General features: G+C 50.0%; 13 protein-coding genes, 1 tRNA gene and 2 pseudogenes. 11 read left to right on the top strand and 5 right to left on the bottom strand.

Going from position 1 to position 17,997, the window contains the following annotated elements; genetic code table 11:
• The first annotated feature begins 27 nt into the window (after positions 1-27).
• Entirely contained in the window at positions 28-2,040 is a 2,013-nt protein-coding gene (ligA, locus tag JW883_14415) for an NAD-dependent DNA ligase LigA (protein MBN1843459.1), read from the top strand.
• Between the two features lie 158 nt (positions 2,041-2,198).
• Complete coding sequence (locus tag JW883_14410; GenBank protein ID MBN1843458.1) at positions 2,199-2,480, top strand: acylphosphatase; 282 nt, start codon at positions 2,199-2,201, stop codon at positions 2,478-2,480.
• A 74-nt stretch (positions 2,481-2,554) separates the two neighbouring features.
• Here JW883_14410 and JW883_14405 read toward each other — a convergent pair whose 3' ends face one another.
• The 4 genes from JW883_14405 to smc form a co-directional block, all read right to left on the bottom strand.
• A complete protein-coding gene (locus JW883_14405; GenBank protein ID MBN1843457.1) occupies positions 2,555-2,827 on the bottom strand; it encodes an HU family DNA-binding protein in 273 nt (90 codons plus the stop codon).
• A 216-nt stretch (positions 2,828-3,043) separates the two neighbouring features.
• Complete coding sequence (locus JW883_14400) at positions 3,044-4,405, bottom strand: sigma-54-dependent Fis family transcriptional regulator (GenBank protein ID MBN1843456.1); 1,362 nt, start codon at positions 4,403-4,405, stop codon at positions 3,044-3,046.
• Between the two features lie 8 nt (positions 4,406-4,413).
• Positions 4,414-5,484 (bottom strand): signal recognition particle-docking protein FtsY, encoded by a 1,071-nt coding sequence (gene ftsY / locus JW883_14395; GenBank protein MBN1843455.1) that lies wholly within the window; start codon positions 5,482-5,484, stop codon positions 4,414-4,416.
• A gap of 45 nt (positions 5,485-5,529) precedes the next feature.
• Complete coding sequence (smc, locus tag JW883_14390; protein MBN1843454.1) at positions 5,530-9,084, bottom strand: chromosome segregation protein SMC; 3,555 nt, start codon at positions 9,082-9,084, stop codon at positions 5,530-5,532.
• A 204-nt stretch (positions 9,085-9,288) separates the two neighbouring features.
• Here smc and JW883_14385 point away from each other — a divergent pair, with 204 nt between their 5' ends.
• The 6 genes and pseudogenes from JW883_14385 (at position 9,289) to JW883_14360 (ending at position 13,397) form a co-directional block, all read left to right on the top strand.
• Complete coding sequence (locus JW883_14385; protein ID MBN1843453.1) at positions 9,289-10,224, top strand: radical SAM protein; 936 nt, start codon at positions 9,289-9,291, stop codon at positions 10,222-10,224.
• A gap of 112 nt (positions 10,225-10,336) precedes the next feature.
• Positions 10,337-10,645: a zinc ribbon domain-containing protein gene (locus JW883_14380; protein ID MBN1843452.1), complete on the top strand. Its 309-nt coding sequence runs from the start codon at positions 10,337-10,339 to the stop codon at positions 10,643-10,645.
• Positions 10,646-10,667: 22 nt separating this feature from the next.
• Positions 10,668-11,543, top strand: a complete 876-nt coding sequence (locus JW883_14375; GenBank protein ID MBN1843451.1) for a biotin--[acetyl-CoA-carboxylase] ligase — start codon at positions 10,668-10,670, stop codon at positions 11,541-11,543.
• A gap of 4 nt (positions 11,544-11,547) precedes the next feature.
• Positions 11,548-12,288 carry an RNA 2'-phosphotransferase gene (locus tag JW883_14370; GenBank protein ID MBN1843450.1) on the top strand — a complete coding sequence of 247 codons (741 nt, stop codon included), beginning with the start codon at positions 11,548-11,550 and terminating at the stop codon, positions 12,286-12,288.
• Positions 12,285-12,665: pseudogene (locus JW883_14365) on the top strand (hypothetical protein). The gene JW883_14370 and the pseudogene JW883_14365 overlap by 4 nt, the downstream one beginning before the upstream one ends.
• 171 nt (positions 12,666-12,836) lie before the next feature.
• Positions 12,837-13,397 (top strand): annotated as a pseudogene (locus JW883_14360) (HDIG domain-containing protein).
• 262 nt (positions 13,398-13,659) lie between these two features.
• Here JW883_14360 and JW883_14355 read toward each other — a convergent pair.
• Positions 13,660-13,735 (bottom strand) — tRNA-Arg (locus JW883_14355).
• Positions 13,736-13,925: 190 nt separating this feature from the next.
• Between JW883_14355 and JW883_14350 the strand changes: the two genes are divergently transcribed.
• The 3 genes from JW883_14350 to ahbD all read left to right on the top strand — a co-directional run bounded on the left by JW883_14350 (position 13,926) and on the right by ahbD (position 17,906).
• The gene (locus JW883_14350) at positions 13,926-15,695 is read left to right on the top strand and encodes an AAA family ATPase (GenBank protein ID MBN1843449.1); all 1,770 of its coding nucleotides are present in this window, start codon (positions 13,926-13,928) and stop codon (positions 15,693-15,695) included.
• A gap of 9 nt (positions 15,696-15,704) precedes the next feature.
• Positions 15,705-16,682: a porphobilinogen synthase gene (gene hemB / locus JW883_14345; GenBank protein ID MBN1843448.1), complete on the top strand. Its 978-nt coding sequence runs from the start codon at positions 15,705-15,707 to the stop codon at positions 16,680-16,682.
• A 90-nt stretch (positions 16,683-16,772) separates the two neighbouring features.
• Entirely contained in the window at positions 16,773-17,906 is a 1,134-nt protein-coding gene (gene ahbD / locus JW883_14340) for a heme b synthase (protein ID MBN1843447.1), read from the top strand.
• The last annotated feature ends 91 nt before the right edge of the window (positions 17,907-17,997 follow it).

Genomic DNA, 17,997 nt, shown 5'->3' with positions numbered 1-17,997 from the left:
GGTTAGGAAGAGGCATAGTTTTTGGCCATGAACGAAGATCCCAGAAAGATGATTGCCGAACTCAGAGAAACTATTAGTCGGCACAATTATGCTTATTATGTATTGGACGAGCCAGAGGTTTCTGATGCCCAATACGACCGTCTGATGCAGGAGCTTATCGCCCTTGAGACAGCGTATCCGGCGCTTATTGAGTTTGATTCCCCGACGCAGCGGGTGGGCGCGCCACCCCTTGAGAAATTTGAAACAATTGCTCACACCATTCCCATGTTGAGCCTGGAAAACGCCTTTAGCGAAGAAGATGTGCTGGCCTTTGATCAGAGGGTTCGGCGGTTCCTGAAGACAGAAACGGAAATCCTTTACACTGCCGAGCCAAAGATGGATGGTGTGGCTGTGGAGTTGGTGTATGAAAACGGCAGCCTGATAGAGGCCTCCACCAGAGGTGACGGATACACCGGTGAGCTCGTTACATTGAACATCAGGACGATCAGGACGATTCCCCTGGCCCTGCTTGAGACTGCCTCCATGACAGCGCCCTCTCGTCTGGAGGTAAGAGGAGAGGTATTTATCCCCCTTGATGCTTTTAGGCGCTTGAACAAAGAGCGTCTTGACAAAGGGAAACCCGCCTTTGCCAATCCGCGAAACGCGGCAGCAGGATCTCTCAGACAGCTTGATTCGAGGATAACGGCAAGGCGTCCTCTGGACATTTTCTGTTATGGCGTGGGCACGGTGACTGGCCTCCAATTCACCTCGCACTGGAAAATCCTTCAGACCCTGAAGGCTTTCGGGTTTCGCGTGAATCCCCATATCAAGCCCCAGGCGGGCATAGAGGAGATTCTTGACTACTACAGGGATTTGCTTGACGGTCGACATGAGTTTCCGTATGAGATGGACGGTGTTGTGATCAAGGTGGATGATTTGGCATTGCAGAGGAGATTGGGCGAGAAGTCCCGAAGCCCGAGGTGGGCCTTGGCCTATAAATTCCCGGCTACACAGGAGACCACCCGGGTGCTCAAGATCGACATTCAGGTTGGCCGGACCGGGGTGTTGACGCCGGTGGCCCATTTGGCTCCTGTCTCTGTGGGAGGCGTCACGGTTAGCCGGGCGACGCTGCATAATGAAGACGAAATCAAGAAGAAGGATATACGTATAGATGACACCGTGCTGGTCCAGCGTGCCGGAGATGTGATCCCGGAAGTCGTCAAGGCAATTACTTCAAAACGAACCGGAAGTGAGCAGCCGTTTCAGATGCCTCTTGTGTGTCCGGAATGCGGTTCAAAGGTCCTTCGAATGAAAGATGAGGCCGTATGGCGATGCGTGAACGCCAATTGTCCTGCCCAGGTGAAGGAGCGGATCAAACACTTCGCATGCAAAGGAGCGTTTGATATTGATGGTCTTGGAGAAAAGCTGGTGGGGCAATTGGTAGACAAGGGGCTATTAGAGTCCTATGCGGACCTGTTTTTTTTGGATAGGGCTACCGTGGCAGGCCTTGAAAGGATGGGCGAGAAATCGGCTCAAAACCTTATGGATGCCATAACAAGAAGCAAGCATATCAGCCTTTCTCGGTTTATCTACGGCCTTGGTATTCGCCATGTGGGTGAGCACATAGCTCATGTTTTGGCGCGCAAGTTTAAGGCATTAACCGCATTAAGGTCTGCAACCGCAGAAGAGTTGATTGCCGTGGATGAAATTGGACCGCAGGTTTCTGAGAGCGTAAGAGCCTTTTTTGATTCCCAGGAGAACCAGAAAAATATTGAGCGAATACTGGATGCCGGCATAAGAATCAGCGGCCAGGAGACCCCGGCACAGGATTCCTTGACTGGCAAGACTTTCGTCCTTACCGGGGCCCTTGACTCCATGGCCCGCTTGGATGCCAAGGCTCGCATTGAGGCATTAGGCGGAAAAGTCAGCTCATCTGTAAGTGGCAAGACCACGTACGTGGTGGCGGGTAAAGATCCAGGCTCGAAGCTCGACAAGGCCAGAGATCTCGGGGTCAGAATTCTAAATGAAAGGAAATTTATGGAGATGATCAGGGGCCATTAATCATTTGTCATATATGATTTGTCATATATCATTTTTCATTAACCAATAACCAATAACTAATAATAAATGATAAACGATAACTAATTAATATTAAATAATCAATGATCAATAATAGATGATAAATGATAGATGACCACTGACCAACAGGAGATAAGGTCATGAAAAAGGTTAGAGCACATGCAGTAATTGACGGACGCGTCCAGGGGGTCTGCTTCAGGATGGACACGAGGCTCGCAGCCTCGGAGCGGAACGTCAAAGGTTGGGTGAGGAATATGCGCGATGGCCGAGTCGAAGCAGTATTTGAAGGCGAGGAGAATGACGTAAAATCTATGCTGAAGTGGTGCGAGGCTGGTCCGCCTTTGGCTCGCGTGAACAAGGTGGCCGTTGAATGGGAATCCCACACAGGGCAGTTTGACACCTTTCAGATCACCTTTGCATAAAAAAATTGGTTCCCATCCGAAAAAGATATTTCCGAATAGGAACCAATGAATACCAAAAACCTGTCAGTCCGCGCTTAGATAGCTTCTTTCAGAGCTTTCCCCGGCTTGAATCTTACCGTATTGGATGCCTTGATCTTGATGGTTTCTCCAGTCTGAGGATTTCTTCCCTTACGGGCTTTGCGGCGTACCTTTGAGAAGGTCCCGAAGCCGACCAATGTCACCTTGCCGTCTTTTTTCTTCAAGGCCTTGGTTACGCTGTCGACAAAAGAGTTAAGAGCCGTTCCCGCCGCCGCCTTGGAAATGCCGGCATCCTTGGCCATGTTGTCCACAAGTTCTGCCTTTGTCATAATTTCTTCCCTCCCTTTTGTTCTTGGTTAACCCCAATCCTTATGCAGTGTAAGAGCCAGCTGTTATGGCGTCCTCCTTACATTGATAATTGTGAGATGTCAACCGCATAATTGGTTTTTCTTATATTTTTTTTGCGTGGAGCACCAATACACCGTAGTTTGCCGTAACTATCCATCCTTTTTTGCCTGAAACACAGGCTTTTCCGCACATGAGTTCTACGAAATGCTGTAGGTTTTCATCTTTGAAAGAAGCGTGGGATGACTGATTTCCAGGAGTCTGGCTGCACGGGTGCGATTGTTGTCAGTTTTCGCCAGAGCCCTTTCAATCAGGGCTTTTTCGAGAGCCATGGTATTTGCCTTGAGCGAGATTTCGTTGGAAGGCAAAGGGCCACCTATGGTTGAGGGAATATCCCGTATCGAATCCGGTAGTTCACTGAGGGGGATCTCGTCCAGTTCGGTCAATACCATAGTACGTTCAATAACGTTTTCCAGTTCTCTGACGTTGCCTGGCCACGAATAGTCCATGAGGGCTTGAAGCGCATCCGGTCGAAATGTCTTCCTCTCTTTTTTGAGTCGCTTTTTGAACTTACCGACAAAATGATTGACCAGGAGCGGAATGTCCTCTTTTCGATTGCGCAGGGCAGGCACTTCGATAAGGAGCACATTGATTCTGTAAAAAAGGTCGTCTCGAAAGGTTCCGTCTTTGACCTCATTTGCCAAATCTACTGACGTAGCTGCAATGATTCGCACATCAACCTTGATGGATTCCGTGGTGCCCACGGGCCTCACTATTTCGTCTTGCAGGACCCGGAGTAGCTTCACCTGAAGAGCCAGGGGCAGTTCTCCGATCTCATCAAGGAAGAGAGTGCCCCCATTTGCTTCTTGAAAGAGCCCTTTCTTGTCTTTGGCTGCGTCAGTGAAGGCTCCCTTCACATGCCCAAAGAGCTCGCTTTCTAAAAGGTTTTCGGGCAAGCCCCCACAGTTGACGGCTACCAAAGGCTTGTTTTTTCGAAAGCCGTTATAGTGAATGGCCCTGGCAATCAACTCCTTTCCAGTGCCGCTTTCGCCTGTAATTAAGACTGTTGTCTTGTAGTCGGCAACCTTGCGAATAGTCACAAAGATTCCTGCCATTGCCTTGCTTTTGGCCACCATATTCTGAAATGAGTAGGTTTGCTGGACAGCATTCCGGAGCCTGACATTTTCTTCTCTCAATCGGTTCCGTTCTTCAACCTGCGTTAGTTTAAGAAGGATCTCCTCCGGTTTGAAGGGCTTGGAGATGTAGTCTGCCGCACCAAGCTTCATGGCTTCCACGGCTGTATCGATTGTGCCGTATGCCGACATCACAATTGTCGTTGTGTTGATACGTCGTTCGGCTATCTCTTTCAGGAAGTCAATCCCGTCCATTTTCGGCATGCGCAGATCACAGAGGACAACGTCAAAGCCCCTGCTTTCCAGCAAGGGCAAGGCATCCATGCCGTTTGCAGCGCCAACAACCGCATACCCGGCCTTTTCAAGGACTGCAGTTAGCATGTGACGCAAGTTAGATTCGTCGTCGATGACAAGAACGTTTTTTGCCATTGGATTACCTAGAACAACGCCTTCATAAAGGCATCAGCGTCAAACTCCTGCAGGTCATCGACCTTTTCTCCCAGGCCAATATATTTGAGGGGAAGCCCGAGGCTGTGGCATATGCCCACGACGATCCCTCCCTTTGCCGTGCCGTCCAGTTTGGTAAGGGCAATTCCGGTGATTTCAATGGCTTCGTGAAAGAGTTGAGCTTGCGAGATGGCATTCTGTCCGGTCGTGGCATCAAGCACCAGCAGGATTTCATGGGGGGCGTCAGGGAGTTGCCTGGCCACTGTCCGACGGATTTTCTTGAGTTCTTCCATAAGATTGACTTTGGTGTGAAGACGTCCTGCAGTGTCAATGATAACCACATCAACGCCCCTTGATCTTGCCGCATGAATACCATCATAGACCACAGCGGAAGGGTCGGACTTTCCCTTGTGCCGGACCACTTCAGAGCCCACACGTTGGGCCCAAATGTCCAACTGCTCAACGGCTGCTGCCCGGAAGGTGTCAGCGGCAACCAACAGAACCCGCTTGCCGTCCTTCATATAACGAGCAGCAAGCTTGCCAATCGTTGTTGTCTTACCTACACCGTTTACTCCCACTACCATTATGACATAAGGTGTTTCCAGGGAAACACTGTCTGGACCTGGCTCGACCTTGAGAAAAGCCAGGATCTCTTCTTGAAGAGCCTCCTTGAGTTCTTCAGTATTGTTCACGTCTTTCCTACCGATCTTTTCTCTCACTTTTTGGATTAAGTCCATGGTGGTCTGCACGCCTATGTCCGAGGTGATGAGTATTTCTTCAAGGTTTTCGAGGAGTTCTTCGTCAATCTCCTTTTTCCCCAGCAAAAGCTGATCCACACGGTTTACAAAGGACTTTCGTGTCTTGGAGAGGCGGTTTCTGAGTCTCCGGAAAAATCCTTGTTTTTCTTCCTCGGTCGCAACATCTTGCTCTTCAGTCTCAACTGATTCGAGAATCTGTTCAGCCTCTTGTGCTGCGTCAGGCTGAAAATCCTGTCCCACGGGCTGGCAGGGTTCTTCCTCAGGGGCCTTTTCTGCCTTCTTTTTTCTTCTAAACCATTTCATATTTTTAAACGGCGAAGCCGCGTCGGATGAAATCGCGAAGCGATTTCATAGATTGATTGAGACAAGCTTGGATATCCCTTTTTCCTCCATGGTCACGCCAAAGAGTGCATGGGCCATTTCCATGGTTTGCTTGTTATGGGTAACCATCACAACCTGAGACTTTTTCCCTATCTCCTGGAGAAGATGGTTAAAGCGGGAGACGTTCATTTCATCCAGCGGAGCATCAATTTCATCAAGAACACAAAATGACGTTGGCTTTATCATGAAAAGAGAAAAGACGAGGGCAATAGCTGAGAGAGCCTTTTCCCCGCCGGAAAGGAGACTCATGCGCGTGAGCTTTTTCCCGGGAGGACGTACGAGGAAAGAGATGCCCGACTCCAAGGGCCGTTTCGGATTGGTCAGCGTCAGTTTGGCTGTTCCTCCCTCAAAGAGCTTGGGGAAGACTGTCTGGACTTTCTCGTTGACGGCCTTAAAGGTTTTCATGAACCGTTTCAAAGAGACCCGATTGATCTTTCGGATGACCTGATGAAGGGCATCAATTGCGCCCACGAGGTCGTCGCGCTGTTGGGTCAGGAGGCGATATCGTTCGTTCAGGGTTTCGTATTCCTCGATGGCCGTGAGGTTGACGTCCCCGATTCTTGCGATCCTCTCCCGCTGTTCCGTCAAAGCATCTAGTGTCTTTTCCACCGAAAAGCCCTCAGTCTCGCATTGCTGTGTCAATATTTCAATTTGTTGATGGTATTTCTCCCGAATACGACCGGCGAGATGATTGCGTTTCATCTCTCTTTCGGATTGCTTCAACTCGAGCTGCTGGATCTTTTGGAAGGTCTCTTGTCGTCTTGTTCTAACCTCAGAAAGGGCTTGATCATTTTGCTGCAATGCTCGTTCAATGGTCTGGTATTCAGTTTCGCTTTGAGCCAGAGCCTCTTCCATGGTCTTGAGTTTCGTGCATTGCTCGCCAATCTTGGCTCGATCTGTTGACAATCGTTTTTCAGTGGCAACTATGTCTTCCTCTGTATGTCTCAGCCCTCGCTCTAACTGGGCAAGCTTTTTGTTCCTGTCGCGCTGAAAATCCGTTAACCGTCTCAAAGTGCTCTCCGAGCTCTCGTATTCTGCCTGCAAGGCAGTCAGTTGCAGCTTGAGTTCTACGACTTTTTCGCTGATATATTGCAGCTTTTCCGACGTTTCTTTGATATCGGACTTTGTCTCTTCGATCATCGATTCTTCAGCGTGGATTTCTTCTGCCAGCTCAGTCACGATCTCCTGATGTCTTGAAAGTTCTTGCTCTACGTCAATTTGCTCTCCTTCAATCTGTTGTTCCTCAAGGCAAAGGATCTCCAGATGGCTCTGGGCATGTTCGAGCCTTTCCCGGACAACGTAAAGGTCTTTTTCTACCTCGACGAGCTGTTGATTTTTCTCGCTTTGGGCTTGTCGGGCCTGCTGAAGTTCTGTCTCCAGCGCCACTGCTTCGGTTTCCAGCTCTTTTTGTCTGGCCCTGGCGCTCTCAACAGAGCTATCCAACTCCAAGAGCTGTGCTGCCAGATTCCTTACTTCCTTCTTCTTGGTCAGGATGCCGGATCCGCTGTTCTCTGTGCTTCCGCCAGTCAGTATGCCTTGAGGGCAGACGCGATCTCCTTGAGGCGTTACAATGGCCTGGGGTGACCCGTTTTGGTTCCACAATTGCAAGGCCACTCCAAGGTCTTCAGCAACCATGACATGACCAAGAAGAGCTTGAACCAGGTGTTCGTAGCCTCCCTGGATTTTGACATATTTGATAAGGAGATCGTGAGTCTGGGAATCGGAGCTGGAAATTGCGCCAGTCAAGGGCCTGACCGTCTTCATTGGAATGAAACCACCTCGGCCTCCCGAGAGGGTCCGGAGAGAGTCAATGGCTGTCACAGCCCCCTGATGGTCTTTGACAATGACGTATTGTAAGGTTTCACCTAGAGCTGCTTCCACAGCATCTTCATAGGAGGGTTCGGGTTCGATAACGTCAGCCACAAGGCCACAAATGCCTGCTTCCTCAATGTTTCGGGATTTCCATTGCCTCATGACAACCTGAACGCCTTTCCTGAACCACTCATAGTTTTCATCCATCTTTTTGAGCGCCCCGTATTGGGATCGTATCTTTTGCCGTTCAAGTTCCGCAGCTTGGGTCTCACGGACTTGCTGGCTGAGGGCTTCACGGTTTTCCCGGAGTTGTTTCTCCAACGATTCAAGAACCGCCGTTATTTCGTTTAGGCTCCCTTTCAAGGCATGGCGTCTGTCTTCGGCTGCAGCCATCTTTTTGCCAAAGCCGATGACTTCGTTTTCGGTTTCGATTTTTTCCGTTTTGAGTTGATCAAGCCGTCTTGAGAGGTTTGCCCTGTTTCGGGAGGCATTCTCCAGGGTGTTTTGATAAGTCGCCTTGCGGCTTGCCAGGTTTACCAGCTTCGTTTTCTTGGCCTCAAGGCGTTGATTCGACTGCTCAATACGCTTTCTGATTGCCCCCTCGACACCCACTTCTTGTGCTACGGTATCCTCAATATTGCGCATGTCTTCGCGGATGGCGGACTTTCGTTCCTCGAGGTTGCGGCATTCTCCAGCGATTTCCCTTTTTTTCCCCTCAATTTCTTTTAGCTCGGCCTTGACATGATCACCTTCAGCAATCAAACGTTCCAAGTCTCTGGCACTATAATCAATGTCCGCCTCCAGTTTGTCGAGCGAGCGCTGCAGGTCATACCTTCGGGCCTTGTCTTCTGAGATACGCTGGTGCTTGGCTGCTCGTTCCTCTTTGATCTGTTCAATGGCGGCGTCCAGCTTTGCCAGCTGGGATTCGTGCTTGAAGTCCGCGTCTCGCAAGGATTCCAGCAAGCCCGCGGTTTCGTCCAGTTTGGCCGAGATAGCCTTGTATTGATAGCTTGCCAGCTTTATTTCCAGGTCTTCAATCTGTTTTTGATAGGTCTTGTAGCGCTCAGCTTTCCTGGCCTGGCGCTTGAGACTGCTCATCTGGCGTTTAACTTCGGAGATAACATCACTGATGCGCAACAGATTCTGCTGGGTTCGGTGAATTTTTAGAAGGGCTTCGTGTTTTCGGCTCTTATATCTGGTGGTGCCTGCTGCTTCTTCGATGAAGAACCGTCGTTCTTCAGGGCCGGCATCAAGGAGTGTTCCAATCTTTCCCTGTTCGATGATGGCATAGGTCCTTGACCCGACACCGGTTCCCATCAACAGGTTTTGGACGTCTTTAAGCCTGCACGGCCGCTTATTGATGAAGTAACCGCTTTCACCCGAACGGAACAGGCGTCGGCTTATCATGATCTCGGAAAAGTCTCGATATTCTTCAGGTGTGTTGCCGTTGTCATTAATGAGTGTCAGCTTCACCTCGGCCAGATTCAAGGCGCCTTTATTCTCGCTGCCCGAAAAGATGATGTCTTCCATGGACTTGCCGCGGAGTTGCTTGACACTCTGTTCCCCCATAACCCAACGCAGCGCGTCAACGATGTTGCTCTTCCCGCATCCGTTGGGACCTACTACGGCACAAATGCCTTGAGGAAACTGCATGGTTGTTTTATCCTGAAAAGACTTAAACCCGACAATATCTAACTCTTTGATCTTCATGGCAAAACACCTCTAGACAGCTATTCACATTCTAGCCATGTATAACAATCCAACGGAGATTAACAAAGTGATATAGGTTTGTAAAGGCAAAAATACTACAAAATGTATGTCCTGGACCTGCGAATACAACATATGGGGCTTCTGTCTCTTCTTGGCGAGATTCTATTGTCATTTCTAAACGATTAGGCTATTTATACAAGCATTATGTTCAACTTTCGTTTCGGAAGGCGCCTTGCCGAGGCTGAAGAGACTTATGATTTTCCGCCTTACAGGCCGCCCAGTGAGGCGGACAGCCTGTTGTTGAGGGTTACCCGAGGGTGCCCCTGGAACCGGTGTGCTTTCTGCCCCATGTACAAGGACGTCAAATTTGAGAAACGTCCGGTCGAAGAGGTTAAGAGAGATATTGATACGGCCAGGGCATTTACCGGCGGAAATGTAGAAACTGTCTTTATAGGGGATTCGGATAGCCTGGTCGTCAACACGGAGGCGCTGTGTGAAATCCTTGGTCATCTTCATGGCGCTTTTCCATCCCTTGCGAGGGTTACAAGCTATGCGCGCGCGCAAACCCTTAGGCGCCGATCCCTTAAGAGTCTGGAAAGGATAAGAGAAGCAGGGTTAACGCGACTTCACGTTGGTCTTGAGACCGGAAGCGCTCGGTTGCTCAAGCGGATTGAAAAAGGCGCGTCCCCTGACATCATGATCAGCGCCTGCGCCAAGGCAAAAGACATCCAATTTGAGGTCTCCGTCTATGTGCTGCTGGGAATCGGGGGTGAGGCAAATTGGCCTGAGCATGCTTGCGACACAGCCAAGGTGCTCAACCAGATAGATCCTGGTTTTATCCGTGTGAGAACCCTCACGCCTCAGCCCGGCACCCCGGTATATCAATGGTGGATGGAAGGTAGCTTTCAAATGCCGGGTCTGGAGACGATTTTAAGGGAGCAGAGGGCCCTCATCAAAAATCTTGAAGTTACCTCTCAATACCTCTCAGATCATGTCTCCAATTATGCCCACATTAATGGAAATCTCCCGGATGATAAGGCCAGTATGCTTTCGATGATCGATGAGGCCTTGGAGAGACTCTCAAACGATGAGGCGTTCAAAGGAGATCTGGAGAAGATGCGATATTTGCAAAGATTGTGAGTAACTTCTCAGGGCTGTGCGGTTACCATAAGCCCTGGGGATGAAGGCTTTTTCTGGAAGAAAAAGCCTTCATCCCCAGGGCCATTGAGAATTTAGGATTGTGAGGGGCGTTATGCCGATTTATGAGTATGAGTGCGCCAGGTGCGGATGCGTCTTTGAGGTTATCGTTGTTTTTAGTGGTGGAGACGCACCATCATGCCCGAACTGCGGGGAGATCGGCATTACAAAGCTCATTGCAGCGCCGGCCATACATGTCAAGGCAGATGTTGCCACCACACGTATTGAAAAGAAGGTCAAAGACTATCTAAAGGATGGGAAGTTCTCTGACGCAACGCGCTTTGCGGATAAGGCAGCGTCCATGGTCAAATCCGACAGGGTCAAACGGATAGCGGACAAACTTCATCAAAAAACCGGCAAATAGGACAGCGCCGGATACCAACTGCGTGACGCAATTCAACTCAACGCAAGAAGAAAAGTCCCCCCTCGGGCATGCGCGATCGGGCATCGGGGAGGGAAACTTTACCGGGCTTTTGCTGGCGAAGGAAATCCGGGAAGGTCTCCATACCAGGGTGTTTGGAAAGCAAGACATAGCCTGCTTCAAACAGACAGATTCAACCAATCTAAGAGCTAAAGAACTGGCTGAAGGCTACGCCCCGGAGGGAACACTGGTGGTGGCTGAAAGGCAGACTTCAGGCAGGGGCAGGAAGGGACGAAGCTGGTTTTCACCGGCAGGCGATGGAATCTATGCTTCTTTGATCTTAAGGCCTGCCATGCCTGCGAACCAGGCGCCCGGTATTACCCTTATGACAGCGGTTGCCGTGGCTGAGACACTGCTTTCACTTACGCAACTGCCGGCAAGGATAAAGTGGCCAAACGATATTCTCGTAAACGGAAAAAAGATAGCAGGGATTCTTACTGAGATCAGCACGAAAATGGATTCAATAGCCTATGTCGTCGTGGGTGTCGGAGTAAATGTCAATACTCCGCCCGACAGATTTCCTCAAGAGATCAAGGGCAAGGCTACTTCCATATTGGTTGAATCGGGTGAACCATTTCCGAGAGCCGATATTATCAGAGCCTTTTTGAAATGTTATGAGACACATTATGAAATGTTAAGGGAAAGTGGGTTTAAGCCGATCATTAAGAGGTGGAAAGAGCTTACGGACGTTATAGGACAGAGGGTTATTGTTGACGTGATCGGGAAGCAATATTGCGGAAAAGCGATCGATGTTGATGACGCCGGGGCCTTAATGGTCGAGGATAGTCATGGAAGGTCTCACAGGTTTTATTCAGGAGATCTTAATCTCGTTAGAAAGTAGCCCGATGGGAAGGCGAAAAGATCCTAAAGAGCTCAAAAAACTGATGACTTATGTTCTGGGGCGACACCCGGAGGAATTCGGTTTGGTCCCTGACGAGGATGGGTTTTTTCATCTCAAGGATCTCATCAAGGCCATCTCTGAAGAACCGGGATGGGGATATGTGCGCAAGTCCCACATCCATGAAGTCCTTATTACCTTTCGCGAGAATTCCTTTATTTTTCAAGATGAGCGCATCAAAGTGGCGAATCCGGATGAAACCGTAAGCCCAGTCTCAGGAGCAGTGCCGCCGAAACTCCTTTATCACTGTGTGCGCCAGAGGGCATATCCGCTGGTCTGTGAGAAAGGAATCATGCCCATGGGACAACGCCGTGTATTCTTGGCAACTACTGAAGAATTGGCCCTGCGCATGGGAAGACGGCGTGACCAGAAGCCGGTGTTGCTTACCGTGCAAGCAAAAAGGGCCTATGATGCCGGCGTGATATTCTCCGGGCAGGGAGAACTGATTTATCTGGTGGACCGTATTCCGGTAGGCTATTTTTCAGGCCCGTCTCTTCCAAAGGAGAAGAGAGATGCCTCAAAACCGAAAAAGGAGTCCCTTTTTGGGCCTGAAAAGCAGGCTGGAAGCTTCATCCTGGATATGGAGCGATCCCTGGAGCTTCATCAGCAAAAGCTAAAAAGAAAAGGTGTCAAGAAGGAGATTTCCTGGAAGAAGGATAGTAGAAGGTCGAGACGCAAACACAGATGAAGATAGCACACCGTTTCCACGATTTTTCTCGTATTGGCCCTGTTTACCTGGTAGGCGGTTCTGTTCGCGACAGCGTGCTCAATCGTCCTTCTTGCGACCACGACTTTGTCGTGCCCGGCAATGTCAGGACCTTTGCAGAAAAGGTGGCCAAAGGACTTGGCGTGCGATTGATAGATCTCGGCAAGAACAGCAAGGCCATCTGTAGAGTGGTTTCAGGAGACGAGACTCTCGATTTTTCCCCCATGGAGGGTAACTGTATCGAAGAGGATCTGAAAAGGCGGGACTTTACGGTCAACGGCCTTGGCTATGATCTTCGTACCAAAAGACTTATCGATCCTGTCAAGGCCATGGATGACATAAAGTCCAGAACCATTCGACTCATTTCAAAAGATGCCGTAGTAGCTGATCCGCTGAGGATGCTCAGGGCATTTCGCTTTGCCGCTGCTCTGGGTTTTGATATTGCGCCAGAGACCCTGGCAGTCATCAGCAAGAAAAGCGCGCTCATTAGACAATCGGCCGGAGAGCGTATAAGCACAGAGCTTTTCAAGATGATGGAGGTCAAAAGGTCCTTTCATCACCTCAAGCAGATGTCTGACAGTGGACTTCTGACCGATCTCATCCCTGAGCTTGAACCGTGTCGTGACTGCCGGCAGAATGAGATCCACGCACGGGATGTCTTTGAGCATACCATGGCGACCTACGATGAAATGGAGACTGCCCTGATCAACCATGCTGTGTTGTGGCCCGATTATGCCAGGTCGATCTCGAGTTATCTCCGGGCGCACGACCGCCGGGTTCTCCTGAAGCTGGCGGCCTTGTTTCATGATCTGGGCAAGCCCGGAACGCGCAGTGTTGATTCCACGGGAAAGGTCCGATTTCTCGGTCATGAGGACGAGGGAGCGGATATTGTCCAAAATATCTGCGCAAGGCTGAGGATGTCCGGCAAAAAACGGTCATACATAACACTTATCGTCCAAAAGCACCTTCAGCCCCTTTTTCTCTTTCATGCCCACCAGCGGGGTAGCCTCACATTGAGGGGGATAATTCGCTTTGCCGGAAAATACAGGGATGACATCATCGGGCTCTTGATCCACAGCGTTGCGGATCAGCGTGCCAAAGCGGGATTGGGGAGTGAACTCCTCAGCGACTTTATTAAGTTCTCGGCAGGAGTACTCTCAATGTACTTTTCCGGCCTGAGGCCCAAGATTGTAGCCCCGAGGCTCTTAAACGGCCACGAAGTGATGGAGTATTTCAATCTGAAACCGTCTGAGCTTATTGGAAGGTTGCTTCAGACAGTGGAAGATGCGCGACTCAACGGGGAGATCAAGACAAAAAAAGAAGCTACGGGTCTGGTTGCCAGGTTGCTTGAATTGGAGGGCGATGCCGGAATCGAACCGGCGACACCAAGCTCCGGAGGCTTGTGCTCTATCCGCTGAGCTAATCGCCCTCAGAAGGCTGTCCTGACAATACCATTTTGTTGCTTTTTGTCAACAGGGATTAGAGGGCAGCACAGTAACTTCTCAACAACCTCGGGGATGAAGGTTATAGTAATCGTGCGAGCAGCATTGGCATTTTTCTTGAATTTTCCTGTGAGGTGATTATGTTGAGGTGGGTAAACATTGTGAAAGCAGGACATCATGACTCAGAAAGACGAAAAAATGCCGGATCCCAAAGATGTTGAGAAAGAGATTAGCGAGTTCCTCTCGGAAAAATTCGGGGGCCGCGTAAAACTCATCTCACCAATGGTAATTCCCAGTGAGACCTCTTTGGGCAAAGAAGAAGAGCCCCCCAAAAAGAAAAAGAAGATCGATTTTTCCTTAAAGCCCGAAGAACTCGCAGCTTACCTTGACCAGTACGTGGTTCAGCAGGTTGAGGCCAAGGCTATCCTGGCCACTAAGATTTGCACCCATTTTAATCGTATCAAATACGCCGAATCATCCAAGGATGACGTTCAACCCTTGCTGGGCAACATCAAGAACAATATTCTCATGGTAGGGCCAACAGGCGTGGGCAAAACCTATATGATTAAATTGATCGCGCAAAAGATCGGTGTGCCCTTTGTCAAAGGAGATGCCACGAAATTCAGTGAAACCGGTTATGTTGGCGGCGACGTGGAAGACCTGTTGCGGGACCTTGTGCGCGAAGCCGATGACGACATCGAACTGGCCCAGTACGGCATCGTCTACATCGATGAAATCGACAAGATCGCCTCCAGCAGCAATCTCATCGGGCCGGATGTCTCTCGCACCGGGGTCCAGCGCGCTCTGCTCAAACCAATGGAAGAAACAGAGGTGGACCTCAAGGTGGCCCATGATCCAATATCCATGCTTGAGGAGATCGAACGCTATCGCAAAACCGGCAAACGGAAAAAACGTGTGGTGAATACAAAGAACATCCTGTTCATCATGAGCGGCGCCTTTAATGAACTTGGTGACATAATAAGGAAGCGGATGGAAAATCAGGGCATCGGTTTTGGCGCTTTTCTCAAGAGCAGGTCAGAGTCGCTCGATTACTTGAAACATGTCAAACCAGAGGATCTTATCAAGTTCGGTTTTGAGACTGAGTTTATTGGACGTCTGCCGGTCACTTCCGTATTTGAGAAACTGAGCGAAGATGACCTCTTTGCCATCTTGAAAAACCCGAATAATCCGGTTGTTCTGAGCAAAAAGCTAGACTTCAAGGCTTACGGCATTGAAGTCAAGTTTGATGACCGCGCCCTGAGATCCATGGCCGGCCTTGCTTACAGGGAGGGCACTGGCGCTCGCGCCTTGGTCAGCGTGATTGAGAAAACGCTGCTCAAGCTGGAAAAGGGACTTCCTTCCACGGACATCAAGAAGCTTTCCGTTACAGAAGAAGTAGTGAAAGACCCTGAAGGCGCTCTCCGCGAGATAGTCTCAGAGGCGAACGCGGCCAAGTGGGATAGGATCTACACAGAGCTTCTTGAAAACGAAAAGGAATCAATAAGGAGTTACGTGAAAGAGAACCAGTCCATTCTGATCAACAGGTATGATATGATCATGACCCGGTCTCGCATTAATGTGATTGCCGAGATCTATGCTTCAAACACCTGCGACGTTGATGGGGTCATGAAGAAGATCAGAAGCTATTATGACCAGATAAAGGAATTGGAGGCATACTTTTGCAGGACCCATGACCTGCATGTCACCCTCCACGAAGATGCCACAGATGCCTTGATCCTCCAGATGAACGGTTCTCAGACAGCCCTTGGGGCTTTCTACAAGAAGCTGACGGGTGACTTTGAATACGGTCTTAAACTGATCCGTGATAGGACGGGCAGGAAGGATTTTGTTCTGACAAAGGAGGCCTTGCAAGACCCTGAAGAATTCCTGAATGCTTCAGTGAAGGGGATTTTTTCCGAGGAGGGTTTTGAAGATTATCCAGAATAGAGGTAAACGATGCTTTTTCCAGACTACAGACCAAGACGGCTTCGGCAACATGAGAATTTCAGGCGTATGATAAGGGAAACCCGGGTTTGTGTTGACGACCTGATCCTGCCTCTTTTTGCTGTGGAGGGCAAGGGCGTGAAGAAGCCCATAGAGCCTATGCCGGGACACTATCAACTCTCCAGAGAATATGTGGTAAAAGAGGCCAAGACCGCTTACGACCTGGGCATTCCGGCTGTGATGCTCTTTGGCATCCCTGACAAAAAGGACGCGCTGGGCACTGGGGCCTATGCCAAGGATGGAATTGTTCAAAAAACCGTCAAGGCAATAAAGAACAAGGCGCCGGATCTGGTCGTTATCACTGATGTCTGCCTTTGTGAGTATACGGACCACGGGCACTGCGGTATGGTCGAAGACGGGATCATAGTCAATGATGCCACTTTGGAACTGTTGGCCCGCACAGCCCTGTCGCATGCACGGGCCGGCGCTGACATGGTAGCTCCGTCGGATATGATGGATGGTCGTGTTGCGGAAATACGTGATGCCCTGGAAGAAAACGGTTTCCAGAGCACCCCCATAATGTCCTATGCGGCCAAGTATTGTTCGGCCTTCTATAACCCCTTCCGCGAGGCCGCTGAATCTGCCCCGCAGTTTGGAGACCGGCGGACCTACCAGATGGACCCCGCCAACAGCCTCGAGGCCATTCGTGAAGTAAGTATGGATGTGGAAGAGGGCGCAGATATTGTCATGGTCAAGCCTGCCATGCCATATCTGGACATCATCTGCAAGGTGCGAGAAGAATTCGATTTGCCGTTGGCAGCATACCAGGTGAGTGGCGAGTTTGCTATGATAAAGGCTGCTGAGAAGTTGGGGTGGATCGACGGGGAAAGAATCATGATGGAATGCCTTGTTGCCATTAAACGGGCCGGCGCAGACATGATTGTTACGTATTTTGCAAAAGAGGCGGCAAAGAAATTGGCGGGTGGCTAGCCATTTCAGTGTCCGTGTTTCGTGTACTTGCTTTTACCGACACGAATCACTGACACAAACACGTTTTTCTGTTTTTTTAGGGCCTGAGCAATGACAATGACTAATAATCAAGGAGAACTTCAATTGAACGGGCATCCACACACATCACCGAAACATACCGGCCAGGGTGGCAAAAAACAGGGGTCCGAGCTACGCCTTATTGCCTGGGAGGTTACCCGGAATTGCAACCTTAACTGTATCCATTGCCGGGCTGCGGCGACTGCAGGGCCCTACTCTGGAGAACTGGATACTGATGCCTGCTTTAGGTTTCTTGACGAGGTCAGAGAGGTCGGAAAACCTGTCATTATCCTGACAGGTGGCGAACCCTTGATGCGACCGGACATCTTTGAGATTGCCCGGTACGGCAATGACAAGGGCCTCCGCATGGTCATGGCCCCCAACGGCACACTAATCACGGAGTCAAATGCAAAAGAGATGGTTGAGGTCGGAATTCAGCGAATCAGCATTAGCCTGGATGGAGCCACAGCGGAAAGCCACGATCGGTTCCGCCGGGTGGAAGGCGCCTTTGAGGGGGCTTTGCGTGGCATCAAATGGGCTAATCAGGCCGGTCTTGACTTTCAAGTGAACACTACCATCACGCAGCAGAATTTTGATGAGCTGTCAAAGATTCAAGAACTGGCCGTTGAGTTGGGTGCTGTGGCTCACCATATCTTTCTGCTTGTTCCCACTGGCAGAGGCAAATACATTGTGGATCAGGAAATCTCGGCGCAACAGTACGAAGAAAGCCTGAACTGGTTTTATGATCAGAGGGACAGAGTCCCTCTTCAATTGAAAGCCACCTGCGCCCCACACTATTACAGGATACTTAGACAGCGGGCCCGTAAGGAAGGCAAAACGGTTACGTTCAAGACCCACGGGCTTGATGCCGTGACGCGGGGTTGCCTGGGCGGGGTCGGCTTTTGTTTTGTGTCAAACACCGGCATAGTCCAACCATGCGGATTTCTCGACCTCAATTGCGGTAATGTGACGCAGACTCCATTCCCGCGTATCTGGAATGAATCAGAAGTATTCAATAACCTGAGAGATTACGACAAACTAAAGGGGAAGTGCGGCAAGTGCGAGTATCGAAAGGTCTGCGGTGGTTGTCGCGCAAGAGCTTATGAGGCTACAGGTGACTATCTTGCTGAAGAACCTCTCTGTCTGTATCAACCGAAAGGGAGTTGATCCCGCCCTGGATATTCGATAAAGCAAACGTCTCAGGCCAACCAAGTTAGGTCGGCGGCGGCTAGTCCGCCTGCGAGCCCAAAATATTTTT

This window comes from Deltaproteobacteria bacterium, from assembly GCA_016930875.1.
GTDB lineage: Bacteria > Desulfobacterota > Desulfobacteria > Desulfobacterales.
Note: the sequence above shows the minus strand (reverse complement) of the source record. Positions and strands in the feature narration are given on the sequence as shown.